This is a genomic window from Mesorhizobium sp. P2_D1 (assembly GCF_056404455.1).
Window position 1 is genome coordinate 27,615 of sequence record NZ_JBFUDZ010000050.1, and the last position, 15,754, is coordinate 43,368.

Annotated in this window: 17 protein-coding genes; 9 read left to right on the plus strand and 8 right to left on the minus strand. The window is 62.8% G+C overall.

What is annotated here, in order from left to right:
* The first annotated feature begins 77 nt into the window (after positions 1–77).
* The 6 genes from AC1D0I_RS26440 (at position 78) to AC1D0I_RS26465 (ending at position 4,949) form a co-directional block, all read left to right on the plus strand.
* Positions 78–464, plus strand: coding sequence for an SET domain-containing protein (locus tag AC1D0I_RS26440; protein WP_457153128.1), 387 nt, complete (start codon positions 78–80; stop codon positions 462–464).
* A 177-nt stretch (positions 465–641) separates the two neighbouring features.
* On the plus strand, positions 642–920 hold the full coding sequence (rpsU, locus tag AC1D0I_RS26445; protein WP_023810129.1) for a 30S ribosomal protein S21: 279 nt from the start codon (positions 642–644) through the stop codon (positions 918–920).
* 192 nt (positions 921–1,112) lie between these two features.
* A complete protein-coding gene (locus AC1D0I_RS26450) occupies positions 1,113–1,964 on the plus strand; it encodes a tetratricopeptide repeat protein (protein ID WP_477398800.1) in 852 nt (283 codons plus the stop codon).
* A 189-nt stretch (positions 1,965–2,153) separates the two neighbouring features.
* Positions 2,154–2,630, plus strand: a complete 477-nt coding sequence (locus AC1D0I_RS26455; protein ID WP_095084635.1) for a DUF992 domain-containing protein — start codon at positions 2,154–2,156, stop codon at positions 2,628–2,630.
* A gap of 196 nt (positions 2,631–2,826) precedes the next feature.
* The gene (locus tag AC1D0I_RS26460) at positions 2,827–3,309 is read left to right on the plus strand and encodes a DUF992 domain-containing protein (protein WP_457153124.1); all 483 of its coding nucleotides are present in this window, start codon (positions 2,827–2,829) and stop codon (positions 3,307–3,309) included.
* Positions 3,310–3,512: 203 nt separating this feature from the next.
* A complete protein-coding gene (locus tag AC1D0I_RS26465; RefSeq protein WP_477398802.1) occupies positions 3,513–4,949 on the plus strand; it encodes an MFS transporter in 1,437 nt (478 codons plus the stop codon).
* Between the two features lie 94 nt (positions 4,950–5,043).
* Here the strand turns inward: AC1D0I_RS26465 and AC1D0I_RS26470 are convergent, their stop codons facing one another.
* The 7 genes from AC1D0I_RS26470 to AC1D0I_RS26500 are packed head-to-tail and all read right to left on the minus strand — an operon-like array spanning position 5,044 to position 13,253.
* Positions 5,044–5,736 carry a response regulator transcription factor gene (locus AC1D0I_RS26470; protein WP_457153126.1) on the minus strand — a complete coding sequence of 231 codons (693 nt, stop codon included), beginning with the start codon at positions 5,734–5,736 and terminating at the stop codon, positions 5,044–5,046.
* Positions 5,733–8,468, minus strand: coding sequence for a DUF4118 domain-containing protein (locus AC1D0I_RS26475; RefSeq protein WP_477398804.1), 2,736 nt, complete (start codon positions 8,466–8,468; stop codon positions 5,733–5,735). The genes AC1D0I_RS26470 and AC1D0I_RS26475 overlap by 4 nt, the downstream gene beginning before the upstream one ends.
* A 57-nt stretch (positions 8,469–8,525) precedes the next feature.
* Positions 8,526–9,089, minus strand: coding sequence for a potassium-transporting ATPase subunit KdpC (gene kdpC / locus AC1D0I_RS26480; protein WP_457154564.1), 564 nt, complete (start codon positions 9,087–9,089; stop codon positions 8,526–8,528).
* A gap of 11 nt (positions 9,090–9,100) precedes the next feature.
* Positions 9,101–11,194, minus strand: coding sequence for a potassium-transporting ATPase subunit KdpB (gene kdpB, locus AC1D0I_RS26485; protein ID WP_095084639.1), 2,094 nt, complete (start codon positions 11,192–11,194; stop codon positions 9,101–9,103).
* Entirely contained in the window at positions 11,191–11,400 is a 210-nt protein-coding gene (locus AC1D0I_RS26490) for a hypothetical protein (RefSeq protein WP_095084640.1), read from the minus strand. Before AC1D0I_RS26490 ends, kdpB begins: the two co-directional genes overlap by 4 nt.
* Positions 11,401–11,425: 25 nt before the next feature.
* Positions 11,426–13,129: a potassium-transporting ATPase subunit KdpA gene (gene kdpA, locus AC1D0I_RS26495; protein ID WP_477227960.1), complete on the minus strand. Its 1,704-nt coding sequence runs from the start codon at positions 13,127–13,129 to the stop codon at positions 11,426–11,428.
* 34 nt (positions 13,130–13,163) lie between these two features.
* Entirely contained in the window at positions 13,164–13,253 is a 90-nt protein-coding gene (locus AC1D0I_RS26500) for a K(+)-transporting ATPase subunit F (protein WP_095084642.1), read from the minus strand.
* Positions 13,254–13,695: 442 nt separating this feature from the next.
* On the opposite strand from AC1D0I_RS26500, the gene AC1D0I_RS26505 reads away from it, so the two are divergent.
* Entirely contained in the window at positions 13,696–14,193 is a 498-nt protein-coding gene (locus AC1D0I_RS26505) for a YciE/YciF ferroxidase family protein (RefSeq protein ID WP_477306445.1), read from the plus strand.
* Positions 14,194–14,233: 40 nt separating this feature from the next.
* Here AC1D0I_RS26505 and AC1D0I_RS26510 read toward each other — a convergent pair whose 3' ends face one another.
* Positions 14,234–14,953 carry a Crp/Fnr family transcriptional regulator gene (locus AC1D0I_RS26510; RefSeq protein WP_477227958.1) on the minus strand — a complete coding sequence of 240 codons (720 nt, stop codon included), beginning with the start codon at positions 14,951–14,953 and terminating at the stop codon, positions 14,234–14,236.
* Positions 14,954–15,174: 221 nt separating this feature from the next.
* On the opposite strand from AC1D0I_RS26510, the gene AC1D0I_RS26515 reads away from it, so the two are divergent.
* Both AC1D0I_RS26515 and AC1D0I_RS26520 read left to right on the plus strand, forming a co-directional pair.
* Positions 15,175–15,411 (plus strand): DUF6894 family protein, encoded by a 237-nt coding sequence (locus AC1D0I_RS26515; RefSeq protein WP_095084645.1) that lies wholly within the window; start codon positions 15,175–15,177, stop codon positions 15,409–15,411.
* A gap of 145 nt (positions 15,412–15,556) precedes the next feature.
* On the plus strand, positions 15,557–15,754 hold the full coding sequence (locus tag AC1D0I_RS26520; RefSeq protein ID WP_477398806.1) for a hypothetical protein: 198 nt from the start codon (positions 15,557–15,559) through the stop codon (positions 15,752–15,754).

Sequence of the window (15,754 nt, forward strand, 5' to 3'; positions counted from 1 at the left end):
GTCTTGCTTTTTCCGTGCGATTTGGCGATGCCGTTTCCTGTCGAAACGGGTCTTTTGCCAATACAGGTCCTGGAACCATGATGCTGATCAGAACCTACGTGGCTGCGAGTGCAATCGAAGGCGTCGGCGTGTTCGCCGCCGAACCGATCAGGAAAGGCGCCTCGATCTGGCGGCTCGATCCGGATTTCGACCGATTGATTCCGATGGAAAAATACGAGGCAGCCCCCTCGCATCTGAGGGAATTGCTCGACCGCTATGCCTATCCAAGCCCGGACCGTCCCGGTTTCATGGTCTATGAGGTCGACAATGGGCGTTTCATGAATCACGCCGAACGGCCGAATACGGATTTTTCGCAGTATGGCGGCGCCATCGCCACCCGCGACATCGCGGCCGGGGAGGAGATCACGTGCGACTATGGTGAGTTCTTCGAGGATTTCGAGCGGCTTCACCTCGCTACGGCGTAGTCGGCTCCCGATCCAGCGGCAAACCGGCTGCGGTTTGCCGCTGATGTTCATTTCGGCTGTGGACAGCGCGGCCTGATTCTGCTATCAGCCGCCACAATTCGTGGTGTAGATCGCCGCGGAGGCTTGTGGCTATGGCCGCTTGCCTGTTGATATCAAACCCGAAAGACAGGATTGCCCGTGCAGGTACTCGTCCGCGACAATAACGTTGATCAGGCGCTTCGCGCGCTCAAGAAGAAGATGCAGCGCGAAGGCATTTTCCGCGAAATGAAGATGCGCGGCCATTACGAGAAGCCTTCCGAGAAGCGCGCCCGTGAAAAGGCCGAAGCCGTGCGCCGCGCCCGCAAGCTGGCCCGCAAGCGCGCACAGCGCGAAGGCCTGCTGCCGATGACGCCGCGTCCGGTCGCTGCTGGCGCCGCCGGCGGTGCAGGTGGTGCTCCGCGCCCGCCGCGGTTCTAACGCCAATTTTTCGTCCTTTTCGAAGGATACCAGAGGTGGCGCGATGCGGAATCGCCGCCACCTTTTTGTTTAGGGCGACAGGCGTCCACTTGGACGCGCAAAGGACGCTCTAACGCTTTACGACAATTTTGACCCGGCCCGGAGGGGGGACCCGGACCCGAGTGACGCGACTGAAGTGAGGACAGGGCAGACATGAACGCAATCAGCGTGGAGCGCAGAACCCCATTGCGCGGCTTTGCCCTGACGGCAGCCCTGCTTTCCGGGCTGGCGCTGGCCGGCTGCCAGACGGCGGGCCCTACAGGCGAATTCAACAACATCGACAAGGCGCAAGGCTCGAGCGAGAACATCTCCTCGCTGTCGGCGGTGATCCAGCGCAATCCCAAGGATCCCGAAGGCTACAATGTGCGCGGCTCCGCTTATGGCCGTGGCGGCCAGTACCAGGCGGCGCTCCAGGATTTCAACACCGCCATCCAGCTCAACCCGAATTTCTACCAGGCCTACTCGAACCGTGCGCTCATTCAGCGCTTCCTCGGCAATCAGAAGGCCGCGCTCGACGACTACAACCGTTCGATCCAGATCAATAGCAATTATGACGCCGCCTATATCGGCCGCGGCAATCTCTACCGCAAGGCGGGTCGCACCCAGGATGCCTTCAACGACTTCCAGAAGGCAATCCAGCTCGACACCACCGATGCGCGCGCTTACCACAATCGCGGCCTGATCTATCAGAGCCAGGGCCAGCACAAATTCGCCATCGAGGATTTCTCGACCGCCATCTCGCTAGCGCCGGACGCCGCCGAACCCTACAACGGCCGCGGCCTTTCCTATCTGGCCACCAACGACGAAGACAACGCCTTTGCCGACTTCAACATGGCGATCAAGCTCGACGGCAAGAACGCCGAGGCCTGGGCCAATCAGGCGCTGATCTACGAGCGGCGCGGCGACAAGGTCAAGGCGGGKAAATCCTACCGCGAAGCCGTGCATCTTGATCCGACCTACCAGCCGGCCAAGGATGGCCTCGCCCGCGTCAGCGGTGCGACTTAGGCGCCAATCAAAGCGCTGCCCGTTGTGCGCCCGAACGAGCGCGCGGCTCTTGAAAACCCATCAATCCGGCAACCGCGCATTAACCCCGGCGGCAAGGTGTTGGCGCGTGCCTTGTTCGCGCCAAGTTTTCAGGGGAACGGTCTGGCCACCCAAGCCGTTATTCCAAGCAATTTGCGAAAGGACCCTCCCATGATCAAGAAACTCGCCTGCGCCGCGGCCCTCGCCACGACGGTGTTCGCCGCCGCCCCTGCCAGCGCCGGCAAGCTGCAGCTCGGAACGCTCGACTGCACCATTGATGGCGGCACCTCTTACATCGTCGCTTCCAACAAGGGCGTGTCCTGTGTCTTCCGCCCCTACCACCACGGACCGTCGGAGATTTACACCGGCGTCATCTCCAAGATCGGCGTCGATGTCGGCCAGACGCATCAGGGCCAGCTCGTCTGGGCCGTGCTGGCGGCAACGCGCGAACGTGATGCGGGCGATCTCGCCGGCAGCTATTATGGTGTCAATGCCGAGGCCAGCGTGGTGACAGGCGGTGGCGCCAACCTGCTGGTCGGTGGCTTCAACAGCGCCTTCATGCTGGAGCCGCTCAGCGTGCAAGCACAGACCGGCGTCAACCTCGCCGTGGCCGTGACCTCGCTGGAGCTGATCCACTCGCTCAAGTAATTGCATGGAGCCATGCGCTCCCACGACCCTCTATTTACGGCGCGGAACCAGATAGGATGGTTCCGCGCCGTTTGATTCTTAGGCAATACCGGGAAAAAGGTGAAACGGTTTTGCCAGGAAAAGCGCGTGGCGCTTTCCCTAGGGAATTGCGTCAAAACAAAGAGATAGAGCGGTTCCGAACCGCTGGGGGGACTGCATGCCAAAGACAGCCATCGCTGCTGCCATATTCGCCACCACGCTTGCCGGAGCGGCGCATGCACAGGACAAGGGCATCGAACTCGGCGTCCTAGATTGCGCCATCGGCGGCGGCACCGGCTTCATCTTCGGCTCGAGCAAGGATTTGAGCTGCACCTTCAACCCCGCCGACAAGACCTTTGCACCGGAAGCCTATTTCGGCGCCGTCAACAAATAYGGCCTCGACATCGGCACCACGAAGCAGACGGTGATGCAGTGGATCGTGCTGACACCGCTGAAGAACATCTACGCGCCGGGCGCGCTGGCCGGCGACTATATCGGCGCCAGCGCCGAGGTAACGGCCGCCGTCGGCGCCGGCGCCAATCTGCTGGTCGGCGGCTCCTCGCAGGCCTTCACCCTGCAGCCACTCAGCCTGCAGACGCAGACCGGCATCAACCTCGCTATCGGCGTCAGTCAGTTCCAGTTGCGCAGCACCGAGAATTGATCGCCCGGTCGCCTCCCGAAAAAATCTCGAAAATTTCGCTTGAGCTCAACCCCGGTTGAGGTTTTACAAGCCTGCCCCGACTGGAGCGGCGCCCTCGACGCGGCGCGCGATGCACGCTCCCGCCTGCGCATGGTCCTGCCGGAAACCCATACTGGCTTCTGGCGCCATGCGCTGGCATCGAGATATGGAAGGCAGGGGTGGAAATGACCGGAATCAGCACAAACAGGGTCGACTGGCGCGCTTTGTGGGCAAGCGGCGACCTGGCGCGTTTCTGCTTCATCAGCCTCGGCATCCTGCTGCACGCCACCAACGAGACGATGGTGGCGACGGTGATGCCGGCCATGGTCGGCGAACTGGCCGGCGTCCAGCTCGTCGGCTGGTCTCTGGCCATCTATGAGCTCGGCGCCATCGTTGCCGGCGCCGCGGCCGGACGGCTGGTGAGCTATGTGGCGCTGCGCACCAACATGATGGTCGCCGCCCTCCTTTATGCCACCGGGGCGCTGATCTGCGCCACCTCGCCTTCCATGCAATTGTTCCTTGCCGGCCGCCTGATCGAGGGGCTTGGCGGCGGCGCGTTGGTGTCGCTGGCCTTCGTCTCGGTCGAACGGCTGTTCTCGCGCGCCATCTGGCCGCAGCTTTTCGGCATCATGTCGGCGATCTGGGGCGTCGCCGCCTTCAGCGGCCCGCTTCTCGGCGCGATCATGACCGAGCTTTTGTCATGGCGCTGGGCCTTTGGCATCTTCACCTTCGGCGGCACTGCGATGGCGATGGCGAGCCTGATTGTCCTCAACACGCCCGAGGCCACCAGGCCGCAGGCGACCGCGGGCAAGGCGCCGCCCTTCCCATTCGCAGCGCTTGGCTGCCTTGCCGTCGCCGTGGTGCTGATCGCCTCGGCAGGCGTCGACATCGCCCTGCTGCGCTCGTCGGTGCTGATGGCCCTCGGCCTCATCGGCCTGGTGCTGTTCTTCTACATCGACGCGCTGAAGCCGCGCTCCCGGCTTTTTCCGGCGCGGCTGTTCTCCTGGCGCACACCGGTCGGCGCCGGCATGACCATGGTCGCCGCCTTTTCGGTAGCGACCTGTTCCTTCGGCGTCTACGGGCCGCTGATCCTGACCAGCCTGCACAACATCCCGCTGCTCACCACCGGCTACATCATCGCCGCCGAATCGATCGCCTGGTCGATCCTGTCGATCCTCGTCGCCAATGCGCCACCGCACCGCGAGCGGTTGATCATCGTTGGCGGCGCGCTGATGATCGCGGCAGGCATCGCCGGCTTTGCCTATACGATACCGCTGGGCTCCATTCCGCTGATCCTGTTTTGCGCCCTGCTGCAGGGTGGCGGCTTCGGCATCGCCTGGCCGTTCCTGACGCGCGTCATCGTTGCCTCCGCCCCGGAGGACGAGCAGACCATCGCCTCGGCTGCGGTGCCGACCATGCAGCGCATCGGCTATGCCGTGGGCGCAGCACTTGCCGGGATCGTTGCCAATGCCAGCGGCTTTTCAGAAGGACTGAATCACGACGCGGCCGCGAATGTCGCGTCCTGGCTGTTTCTTGCCTTCGTGCCGCTCGGCGTTGTGGGCTGCCTCGCGGCCTTGCGGACATCGTCGACGGCAAACCACCTGCAGGAGGCCGCTGGTTAAAGCAATTCGAGGAAAGTGTGAAACCCGGGAAAAGCGATTGGCGCTTTCCCTAAGGGAATTGCTCAAAGAGACAGAGCGTCACGTCGAACGGCCTCTATTCGACCTCTCGCAGTCGATAGCCGACACCGGTCTCGGTGGTGATATAGCGCGGCTGGTCGGGGGTCTTCTCGATCTTCTGCCTGAGCTGCCGCACATAGACCCTGAGATACTGCACGTCGGTCGAATCGCCCCAGACCTGCTTCAAAAGGAAATGATGGGTCAGCACCTTGCCGGCGTGCTGCACGAGGATGCGCAGGATCTCGTATTCCTTCGGCGACAGCTTGACGTCCTTGCCTTCGACCTTGACGATGCGTTTGACCAGATCGACCGACAGGTCGCCGGTCTGGAACACCGGCTTTTCACCTTGCTGCTGGAACTTGTGGCGCAGCGCCACGCGGATGCGGGCAACCAGCTCATTCATCCCGAACGGCTTGGTGACGTAGTCGTCGGCGCCAAGTTCCAGAGCCTGGACGATGCCGGCCTCGTCGGTCCGGCTGGACAGGATGACCACCGGAATGTCGAGGCCGTCGTCGCGCCATTTGCGCAACAGCTCGTGGCCACCCATGCCGGGCAGGCCGAGATCGAGCAGGACGAGATCCGGCTTCTCCGCATCCATCAGTTCGATTGCTGCCTTGGCGTTCGGCGCCTCGCTGATCGCGTAGCCCTGGCTGCCGAGCCCGACACGAAGCAGCTTGCGGATCGGCGGCTCGTCGTCGACAACCAATATCCTGACGTTCGAGTTTGTCATGCCAAGTCACCCACTTCGTTGTCGTCCGTATTGGCGGCATCGAGATCGGGCTGGTTCGCCGGCTTCGGCATCTTGATGGTGAAGACAGCACCCGAACGGTCGGTTCGGTTTGCCGCCGTGATCGTGCCCCCCATCGCCTCGATGAAGCCGCGGCAGATCGACAGGCCGAGCCCGGTGCCGGCGCGGACCTGGTCGCGCTTGCGCACCCGGTAGAACGTATCGAAAATCCGTTCCAGGTCGCCGGGAGGGATGCCCGGCCCTTCATCCATGACCTGCAGGATGACGGAACCATTGTCGGTCCAGCCCTGTATCCGGATCGTCGAGCCGGGCGGCGCGTATTTCGCCGCATTGTCGAGGAGATTGAACAGCGCCTGCTCGAACAGCACGGGGTCGACTTTCAACATTGGCAAATTGCTGGGGATGTCGATCTCGGTCTTGTGCTCAGCGATGATTTTCCTGGCCCTCTGCAGGGCGGAACCGACGATGTCGCCGACATAGTGGAAGGCGTAGTTCGGCTCCATCGCGCCGGACTCGATCTTGGTCATGTCGAGCAGATTGGCGATAAAGCGGTTCAACCGCTCGGATTCGTCGAGCACGGTCGTCAAGAGCTCCACCCGGTCCTGTTCGGGAAGTGCCGGTGCGAATTCCCTCAGCGTGCCAGCCGCGCCCATGATGGCGGCGAGCGGCGTCTTCAAATCATGCGAGATGGAAGTGAGAAGTGCCGAGCGCAGCCTGTCCGCCTCGGCCGCGAGCTTGGCGCGGTCGACGTCGGCGACGAGCTGGATGCGCTCGATGGCGACCGCCGCCTGGTCGGCCAGCGCATCAAGCAGGCGCTGCTGCTCGGGCGTCAGCAACGGACCCTGCTTGTCGTTGTCAAGGCCGACGACGCCGATTGCCGTGCGCCCGGTGCGCAAGGGAAGATAGAGGCGCTTGGCGCCCGGAAGGGTATCGGCGCCGCGTCCCGCGGCACGGTTATGCTCCCAGGCCCAGCGGGCGGCCGCGATGTCGGCCTCGGCCAGCGTGTCGTCGGGCGGATAGCCGGCCTTGACGGTGATCGTTCCGTCTTCCGGCAGCAACAACACCACCCGCAGCTTCAGCATCGAGGCGATCTGGAAGGCGGTGGCCCAAAGAACGTCGTCGAGCGTGCCGGCGCCGGCGAGCTTCTTTGAAAAGAGGTAGATGTCCTCGGTGGCCCGCGCCCGTGAGCGGGCGGCGATCGCCTGGCGCTGCACGCGCACCGTCAGATTGCTGGCAATGACGGCGACAACCAGGAAGACGCCGAGCGCAACGATGCTCTCCGGATCCCGGATCGTCAGTGTGTAGCGCGGCTCCAGGAAAAAATAGTTGAACGCCAGCGCGCTGGCGAGACAGGCATACAGAGCCGGCCACAATCCGCCGGTCACCGCCGATGCCAGCACCCCGACGAGAAAGATGATGGCGAGGTTGCGAACGTCCAGGAACTGGTCGAGAAGGACGGCGAAGGCGAGCGAGCCCATGACATAGGCCGTGGCCTTGAGATAGGGCCATATCTGGAACTGCCACTGTTCGTCCGCCGCCCTGACGTTCCTCGGCGTCGCCTCGGTGTTGCGTTCGTTTCCAGAAATGACATGGACGCTGATGTCACCGGCATTGCGGATGAGATCGTAGGTGAGCGAGCCTTCGATCAATTCGCGCCAGCGCGACCGGGTCGGCCTGCCGACCACGATATGGGTGAAATTGTTCGCCGTCGCATAACGCACGATGTCCTGCGCCAAATTCTGACCCGGAATGGTCGTCACCTCGGCACCAAGCTGTTGGGCGAGGCGCAGGTTCGTGGCGAGTCGGTCCTTGTCCTCCTCCGGCATGCTGGCCGAGCGAGGGCTGTCGACATGCAGCGCCGTCCACGGCGCGCGAAGCCGGTCGGCCAGCCTGCGTGCATAGCGGACGCGGGCCGAGCCTCCCTGGCGCGCGTCGAGACAGACGAGGACCCTTTCGCCTGCAGCCCACGGCCCGGGAATGGCATGCGCCTGCATATGGATCAGCAACTGGTCGTCGACGCGCTGGGCGGTGCGGCGCAGCGCCAATTCCCTCAGCGCCGTCAGGTTGCCGGGCGAGAAATAGTTCTCGATGGCGCGCTGGGCAGTGTTGGGGAAATAGACCTTGCCTTCCTCGAGCCGCTTGATCAGGTCGTCGGGGGTGAGATCGATGATCTCGACATCGTCGGCCTGGTCGATGATGGAATCGGGAACCGTCTCGCGGACCCTGACCTTGGTGATCTGGGCGACGACATCGTTCAGGCTTTCGACGTGCTGGATATTGAGCGTCGTGTAGACGTCGATGCCTCGCGTCAGGATTTCCTGGACGTCGAGGTAGCGCTTGGGGTGGCGGCTGCCAGGCGCGTTGGTGTGGGCGAGTTCGTCGACGAGAACCAGCGCCGGACGCCGGGCGAGGATGGCGTCGATATCCATCTCGTCGAGGACCCGCCCCTTGTAGTCGACCTTGYGGCGGGGAATGACCTCATAGCCCTCGACCAGGGCCAGTGTTTCCTTGCGGCCATGCGTCTCGACGACGCCGATCACCACGTCGACGCCGTCGGCCAGCCTGGCGCGGCCCGACATCAGCATCTCGTAGGTCTTGCCGACGCCGGGTGCCGCACCCAGGAATATTCTCAGGCGGCCGCGTTCCTCCCGCTCGGCATGATCGAGCAGCGCGTCGGGAGAAGGTCTGGTTTCGTTGCGGCTGTCGTCCGGCATCAGCATCGATCATGGATGGCGCCGGGGGTAGTGTCGATCCCCAGCACCCACCATTCACTATTTCGCGGCGTCCAGCGCAAGGTTGAGACCAAGCACGTTGACCACCGGTTCTCCCATGAAGCCGAGTTCCCTGCCCTCGACCTGGCTGTCGACAAGCGCCTTGACCTTGGCTTCATCGACGCCCCTGGCCTTGGCCACCCGGGCGACCTGGAAGTAGGCCGCTTCCGGGCTGATGTGCGGATCGAGGCCGCTGCCGGACGTCGTCACCAGGTCCATCGGCACGGGCTGATTCGGATTCTCCGCTTTCAGCTTTTCGGCATCGCCCTTGATGCGGTCGATCAGCTTGGGGTTGGTCGGGCCGAGGTTGCTGCCGCTGGAGGCAGCGGCGTTGTAGCCGTCGCCTGCTGCCGAAGGGCGGCCATGGAAGTACTTGTCGCTGGCAAAGGCCTGGCCGATCAGTTCGGAGCCGACGACCTTGCCGTCTTTTTCGATCAGGCTGCCATTGGCCTGGCGCGGGAACAGCGCCTGGGCGATGCCGGTCATGCCAATCGGATAGATGAGGCCGGTCAGCACCGTGAAGAAGACGATCATGATGATCGCGGGTCTTATCTGGGTGAGCATGGACGTATTCCTTAAGCGAGGCCGAGGGCGGTGACGATCATGTCGATCGCCTTGATGCCGACGAAGGGGACGATGATGCCGCCGAGGCCGTAGACAAGCAGGTTGCGGCTGAGCAGCGCGCCGGCGCCGATGGCACGATATTTGACACCTTTCAGCGACAGCGGGATCAGCGCGATGATGATCAGCGCGTTGAAGATGATGGCCGACAGGATAGCGCTTTGCGGCGTCGCCAGATGCATGATGTTGAGCGCCTGCAGCGGGCCGGTCGTTTGCCCCGGCGCGACGTAGAACACGGCGAACATCGCCGGGATGATGGCGAAGTACTTGGCGACGTCGTTGGCGATCGAGAAGGTGGTCAGCGAACCGCGCGTCATCAGCAGCGCCTTGCCGATCTCGACGATCTCGATCAGCTTGGTCGGATCGCTGTCGAGGTCGACCATGTTGCCGGCCTCGCGCGCGGCGACCGTGCCGGTGTTCATGGCGACGCCGACATCGGCCTGGGCAAGGGCCGGCGCGTCGTTGGTGCCGTCGCCGCACATGGCGACAAGCTTGCCCTTGGCCTGCTCGTCGCGGATCAGCTTCAGCTTGTCCTCGGGCGTCGCCTGGGCGAGGAAGTCGTCGACGCCGGCTTCCGCGGCGATCGCCGCGGCCGTCATCGGGTTGTCGCCGGTGATCATCACCGTACGGATGCCCATCTTGCGCAGTTCGGCGAAGCGCTCCCGGATGCCGCCCTTGACGATGTCCTTGAGATGGACGACGCCCAGCAAGCGCCCGTCACGCTCGACCGCCAGCGGCGTGCCGCCCGACTTCGCGATCTCGTCGGCGATCGCCTGGAGGTCCCTGACGGTATCGCTGCCGGGCCGTGTGGCGTGGGCTGCGACCGTCGACTGGCTGACATGGGCGAGCACGGAATCGACCGCGCCCTTGCGCACCGAGGAGCCGTCGATATCGACGCCGCTCATCCGGGTCTGCGCGGTGAAGGGCACGAAGGTGGCGTGCAGCGTTGCCATGTCGCGGGCGCGGATGGCGTATTTCTCCTTGGCCAGCACGACGATCGAACGGCCTTCCGGCGTTTCATCGGCAAGCGAAGCGAGCTGGGCGGCGTCGGCCAGTTCCTGCTCGGTGACGCCCTTGACCGGGCGAAACTCGGTCGCCTGGCGGTTGCCGAGCGTGATGGTGCCGGTCTTGTCGAGCAGCAGCGTGTCGACGTCGCCGGCCGCCTCGACGGCGCGTCCGGACATCGCCAGCACGTTGAAGCGCACCAGGCGGTCCATACCAGCGATGCCGATGGCAGACAGCAATGCGCCGATAGTGGTCGGGATCAGGGTGACGAACAGCGCGACCAGCACGGTTACCGAGATGTAGCCACCCGAATAGGAAGCGAAGCTCGGGATCGTCGCCGTCGCCAGCACGAAGATCAGCGTCATGCCGACGAGCAGGATGTTGAGCGCGATCTCGTTCGGCGTCTTCTGGCGTTCCGCGCCTTCGACCAGCGAGATCATGCGGTCGAGGAAGGTATGGCCCGATGCCGCGGTGATGCGCACGCGGATCCAGTCGGACAGCACCTGTGTGCCGCCGGTGACCGCCGAACGGTCGCCGCCGGATTCGCGGATGACTGGCGCGGATTCGCCTGTTATCGCCGCTTCGTTGACGGAAGCGACGCCTTCGATCACTTCGCCGTCCGACGGGATGATGTCGCCGGCCTCGACCAGCACGGCATCGCCAACCTTGAGGCTGGTGCCGGGCACGAGTTTGTATTTCGTGCGATCTTCGCCGGTCAAAAGCTTGGCCTGGGTTTCGGTGCGGGCCTTGCGCAGCGAATCCGCCTGGGCCTTGCCGCGGCCTTCGGCGACAGCTTCGGCGAAATTGGCGAACAGCACGGTGAACCACAGCCAGATGATGATCTGCAGCGTGAAGCTGAAATCGCCACCGCCGGTGATCAGATCCCTGACGAACAGCACGGTCGTAAGCGCCGAAACGACGGCGACGACGAACATCACCGGATTTCTGATGAGGGTGCGCGGGTTCAATTTCTTGAAGGCCCCGCCGATAGCGGGCAAGAGGATGCTAGCATCCATGATGCTCGCGGATTTTGAGTGGCTCATTTTGGAGCTCCGGCTTCGCTGTTGTTGGATGGCACCGATCGATCGGATGCCGAAAAGGGCGGCCCATAGACCAGCAGCCAGATCACGATCATGACCGCCGCAATGCCCAGGAACGTGGATACGCTCGGGAAGGGAGGGGGAGTTGCCTCCCCCTCATTATCGGCCTTGGGCCGAGCCTTGCGACGCGTGGTGTTGAACCAGGACATGACTTCTATCCAAGACGGGGCGGCATCAGAATGTTTGCCCATGGATCATTGCCAGGTGTTCGACGATCGGCCCGATCGCCAGTGCCGGGAAGAAGGTCAGGCCGACGACGATCAGGATGACGCCGACCAGCAGGCCGACGAACAGCGGGCCATCGGTCGGGAACGTGCCCGCCGAGGCCGGGACCGTCTTCTTGGCCACCAGCGAGCCGGCAATGGCCAGCGCCGGAATGATGACCAGGAAACGTCCCATCAGCATGGTGATGCCGAGCGTGATGTTGTACCAGGGCGTGTTGCCGCTGAGGCCGCCAAAGGCCGAGCCGTTGTTCGCTGCCGCCGAGGTATAGGCGTAGAGTATCTCGGAGAAGCCATGCGGCCCGCCATTGGCGATGGATGCCACAGCGCTCGGCAGGACCACGGCGATGGCCGTGAAGACCAGCATCGCCAGCGGCAGGCAGAGGATGGCCAGCATCGCCATCTTGACTTCCTTGGCTTCGATCTTCTTGCCGAGATATTCGGGGGTTCGGCCAACCATCAGTCCGGCAACGAATACGGCGACGACGATGAACATCAGGATTCCGTAGAAGCCGGCGCCGACGCCGCCGACGATGACTTCGCCGAGCTGCATGTTGATCATCGGGATGAAGCCGCCGAGCGCCGTGAAGCTGTCGTGCATGGCGTTGACCGCGCCGCAGGATGCGGCGGTGGTGACGACCGCAAACAGGGCCGACATGGCGATGCCGAAGCGCGTCTCCTTGCCTTCCATGTTGCCGCCATCGATGCCAAGCGCGTGCACCAGCGGATTGCCGCCGGCTTCCGCCCAGTAGCAGACGGCGACACCTGCGATGAACAGGACGCCCATCGTGGCCAGGATCGCCCAGCCCTGGCGCTGGTTGCCGACCATGCGGCCGAAGACGTTGGTCAAGGCAGCACCGAGTGCGAAGATCGTCACCATCTGGATCAGGTTGGAGATCGCGTCGGGATTTTCGAACGGATGCGCGGCATTGGCATTGAAGAAGCCGCCGCCATTGGTGCCGAGCATCTTGATGGCCACCTGCGAGGCGACCGGACCGACCGCGATCGTCTGCTGCGCGCCTTCAAGCGTGGTGGCGTTGACGTACGGGCCGAGCGTCTGCGGCATGCCGAGATAGACGTAGACAAGGGTCAGGACGATGCAGAGCGGCAACAGCACATAGAGGGTGCAGCGGGTCATATCGACCCAGAAATTGCCGATGGACTTGGCCGAAGCACGGGCAAAACCACGGATCAGCGCGACCGCGATGGCGATGCCGACCGCCGCCGACAGGAAGTTCTGCACGGTGAGGCCGGCCATCTGCACGAGGTAGGACATCGTGCTCTCGCCACCATAGTTCTGCCAGTTGGTGTTGCTCACGAAGCTGACGGCGGTGTTGAAGGCGAGGTTGGGTTCGACAGCGGTCATTCCGGCGGGATTGTAAGGCAGGACGCCTTGCAGCCGCTGCAGGACGTAAAGCACCAGGAAGCTGGCAACGCTGAAGAGCATGATGCCTGCCGCATAGGCGGTCCAGTGTTGCTCCTCGCGTTCACTGGTGCCGGCGATGCGATAGAGCCCGCGTTCAATCGGGCCTAGAACCGGCGAAAGAAATGTCCGGTCGCCGTTGAAGACGCGGTACATGTAGCCGCCGAGCGGCTTCACCAGCAAAACGACGATCCCGCAGTAGACGAGGATCTGTAGCCATCCGTTGAGTGTCATGGYTGTAGCTTTCCGGACCTTGCGTCTATTGCCGTCAGAAGCGTTCTGGACGAACGAGGGCGTATGTCAGGTAGACGAGCAGGAACAGCGTCACACTGCCACCGAGAATATAGTCGACGAGCATTTCACGGTCCTCGCGTTAGAGAATGTCGCAGGCTTTGATGTAGGCGAAGGACAGGGCAAAAAACAAAATCCCGATCCCGAGAACGACGATGTCCATTGTGCTTGTTCCTTGCTTCCGATCTTCTACTTTCGACCGTAGCACCTGCCATAGGCAGGTCGGCGATTGCGTAAACAGGTCGGCGATTGCGCAAAAAGCGGCCCGCCATACTTCAGGTGTGACGGCGCCAACTTTTGCTCAAGGCGGAATATGGACCCGATCGCCATAAAGGTTCGAGACGGGGCGGGAAGGAAAGAAATAGGAATTTTATAAAGGTTTTTCGCCCGGCTCATGGCCGGCCCCGGGCCAACAAATTTGGGTCGCTGGGGACGTCATTGCCGCAACGAGCGGAACAAAACTTCCAATGCGAGATTGTCGACCTGAGGGCTCACCACAGGAGATGACCATGGCAAAGCAGAAAATGCTCGACGATCTGTTTCACGACACCCTGAAGGACATCTATTTCGCCGAGAAGAAGATCCTGGCGACGCTGCCGAAAATGGCCAAGGCCGCGCAAAGCGCCGACCTGAAAGCGGCCTTCGAAAAGCACCGCACCGAGACCGAGGGCCATGTCGCAAGGCTGGAGAAGGTCTTCGGCGTCATCGGCAAGAAGGCGGTCGGCAAGACGTGTGCGGCCATCATGGGCATCACCGAGGAAGGCGCCGAGATCATGGAGGAATACAAGGAATCTCCGGCGCTCGACGCCGGCCTTCTCGCGGCAGCGCAAGCGGTCGAACACTACGAGATTTCGCGCTATGGCACGCTTAGGACCTGGGCCGGCGAACTCGGCCTGAATGATGCGGTGACGCTTCTCGAAGCCACGCTGAAGGAGGAGAAGGCCACCGACGAAGCCTTGACGCAGATCGCGGAGACGGCTGTGAACGTTGCAGCCGAAGCGGCGTAACCTGAAAAACTCATGATCGGTGAGCCGCGCCAGGAACGAGCTAGCGCGGTTCCCGCATCATGCTGAGATAGGTCGGGTCGAACTCGGCGATTTCCTGCAGCCGGTGCCAGTCGAGAATGGTCACCGTGTGGTTCGCCCAGTTGACGACGCCGACCTTGCGCAAGGCGCCGATAACGCGGTTCATATGCACAACCGAGAGGCCAAGCACGTCGGCCAGTTCGGCCTGTGAAAGCGGCAGATGAAAGCTCATGCCGTTGGTGCGTTGCACCACCTGCAAGCGCACGAAAAGTTCACAGACGAGATGGGCCAGATGCGAGGTCTTGGAGCGGCGTCCCATCGCCACGATCCACTCGCGGTGGATGGCGCCATCAACCAGCGTGTCCAGCCACAACAGCCGGGTCAGATGCGGTGCCTCCTCGGTGATGGCACGCAGCCGGCTGTGATCGGCGAACATGACATGACAAGGCGACAGGGCAACGATGCCGTGATCCATAGTCTTCAGCAGGAAAGCGTGGAGATCGACGAAGTCGCCAGGCACCTGCAATGAGGTGAACTGTCGGCCGCCATTCTCCAGCACCTTGTAGCGTGCCGCCAGGCCGTCGAGGATCAAAGTCGAGTAAGTCGGCCGCGATCCCGAGGCGACAATGTCCTGTCCGGTCGCAAAATGCCTTTCGAAGGTCATGGCACCGGCCAGCAACGCTTTCTCGCCGTCGGATAGCGCGTCGTGTTGGCCAAGGTTCAGATAAAGGGATTCAAGCACCGCTATCTCCAGCGAAGGGGCTCAGAGCCGATCGCCAATTCGTTTGGCGCAAGCATGGGGCGGCTGCGGAAGCACTAGGTCTTCGGACGGGGCCAGGCATTAACATTTGTTAGAGTGCACTTATTCGCCGGCAAACGCCACCTCAGGTGGAACAACAGTTCGGTCCGCGAATTGTCGGTTGAATCTCTCGCGCACATCATCATCTGGAGGTCCAGCGCATCATGCCCAGATATTACCTCGACCTCTACAATGGTGATGGTCTGACGGTCGACGATGACGGGCAGGTGTTCGAAACGCGCGAACGCCTGCGGCGAGAGGCCATTCGCATATTGCCCGACATCGTCCGCGACGAGATGATCGAGAACGATCGCACGGTCATTACCGTGAAAGTGCGGGACGAGAGCGGGCGCCATGTCTTCGAAGCATCGCTGGTCGTCTCGTCGGGGTGGTGTGACTGAAAGCCTCGGCCCAGGGCTCGAACCGAAAGATTCCACTGGCCATCATTTGTAATCGTCACCGACGCCGCACCGCTGCACCATGCGGAGACTGATTGAGGTGACAACGGTTCCGAAACCGACGTCCCAGCAGCGGAAGGACCGGCATATGAATCGCGCGAAAGTCGATACGGAGCGCGACGAACGCGCCAAGCGTGAGTCGCTGATCGTGACCGCCGCCGAGCGAGCGGCGCGAGAGGAAAAGACGGCCAGGCTGAGAGCTCTGCGCCTTGCCGCGCAGTCGGCGGACGAGCCAGCGTCGGCAGGCCCCAAGCCGCCACGGCGACGCGCACGTTCGACGCAATGA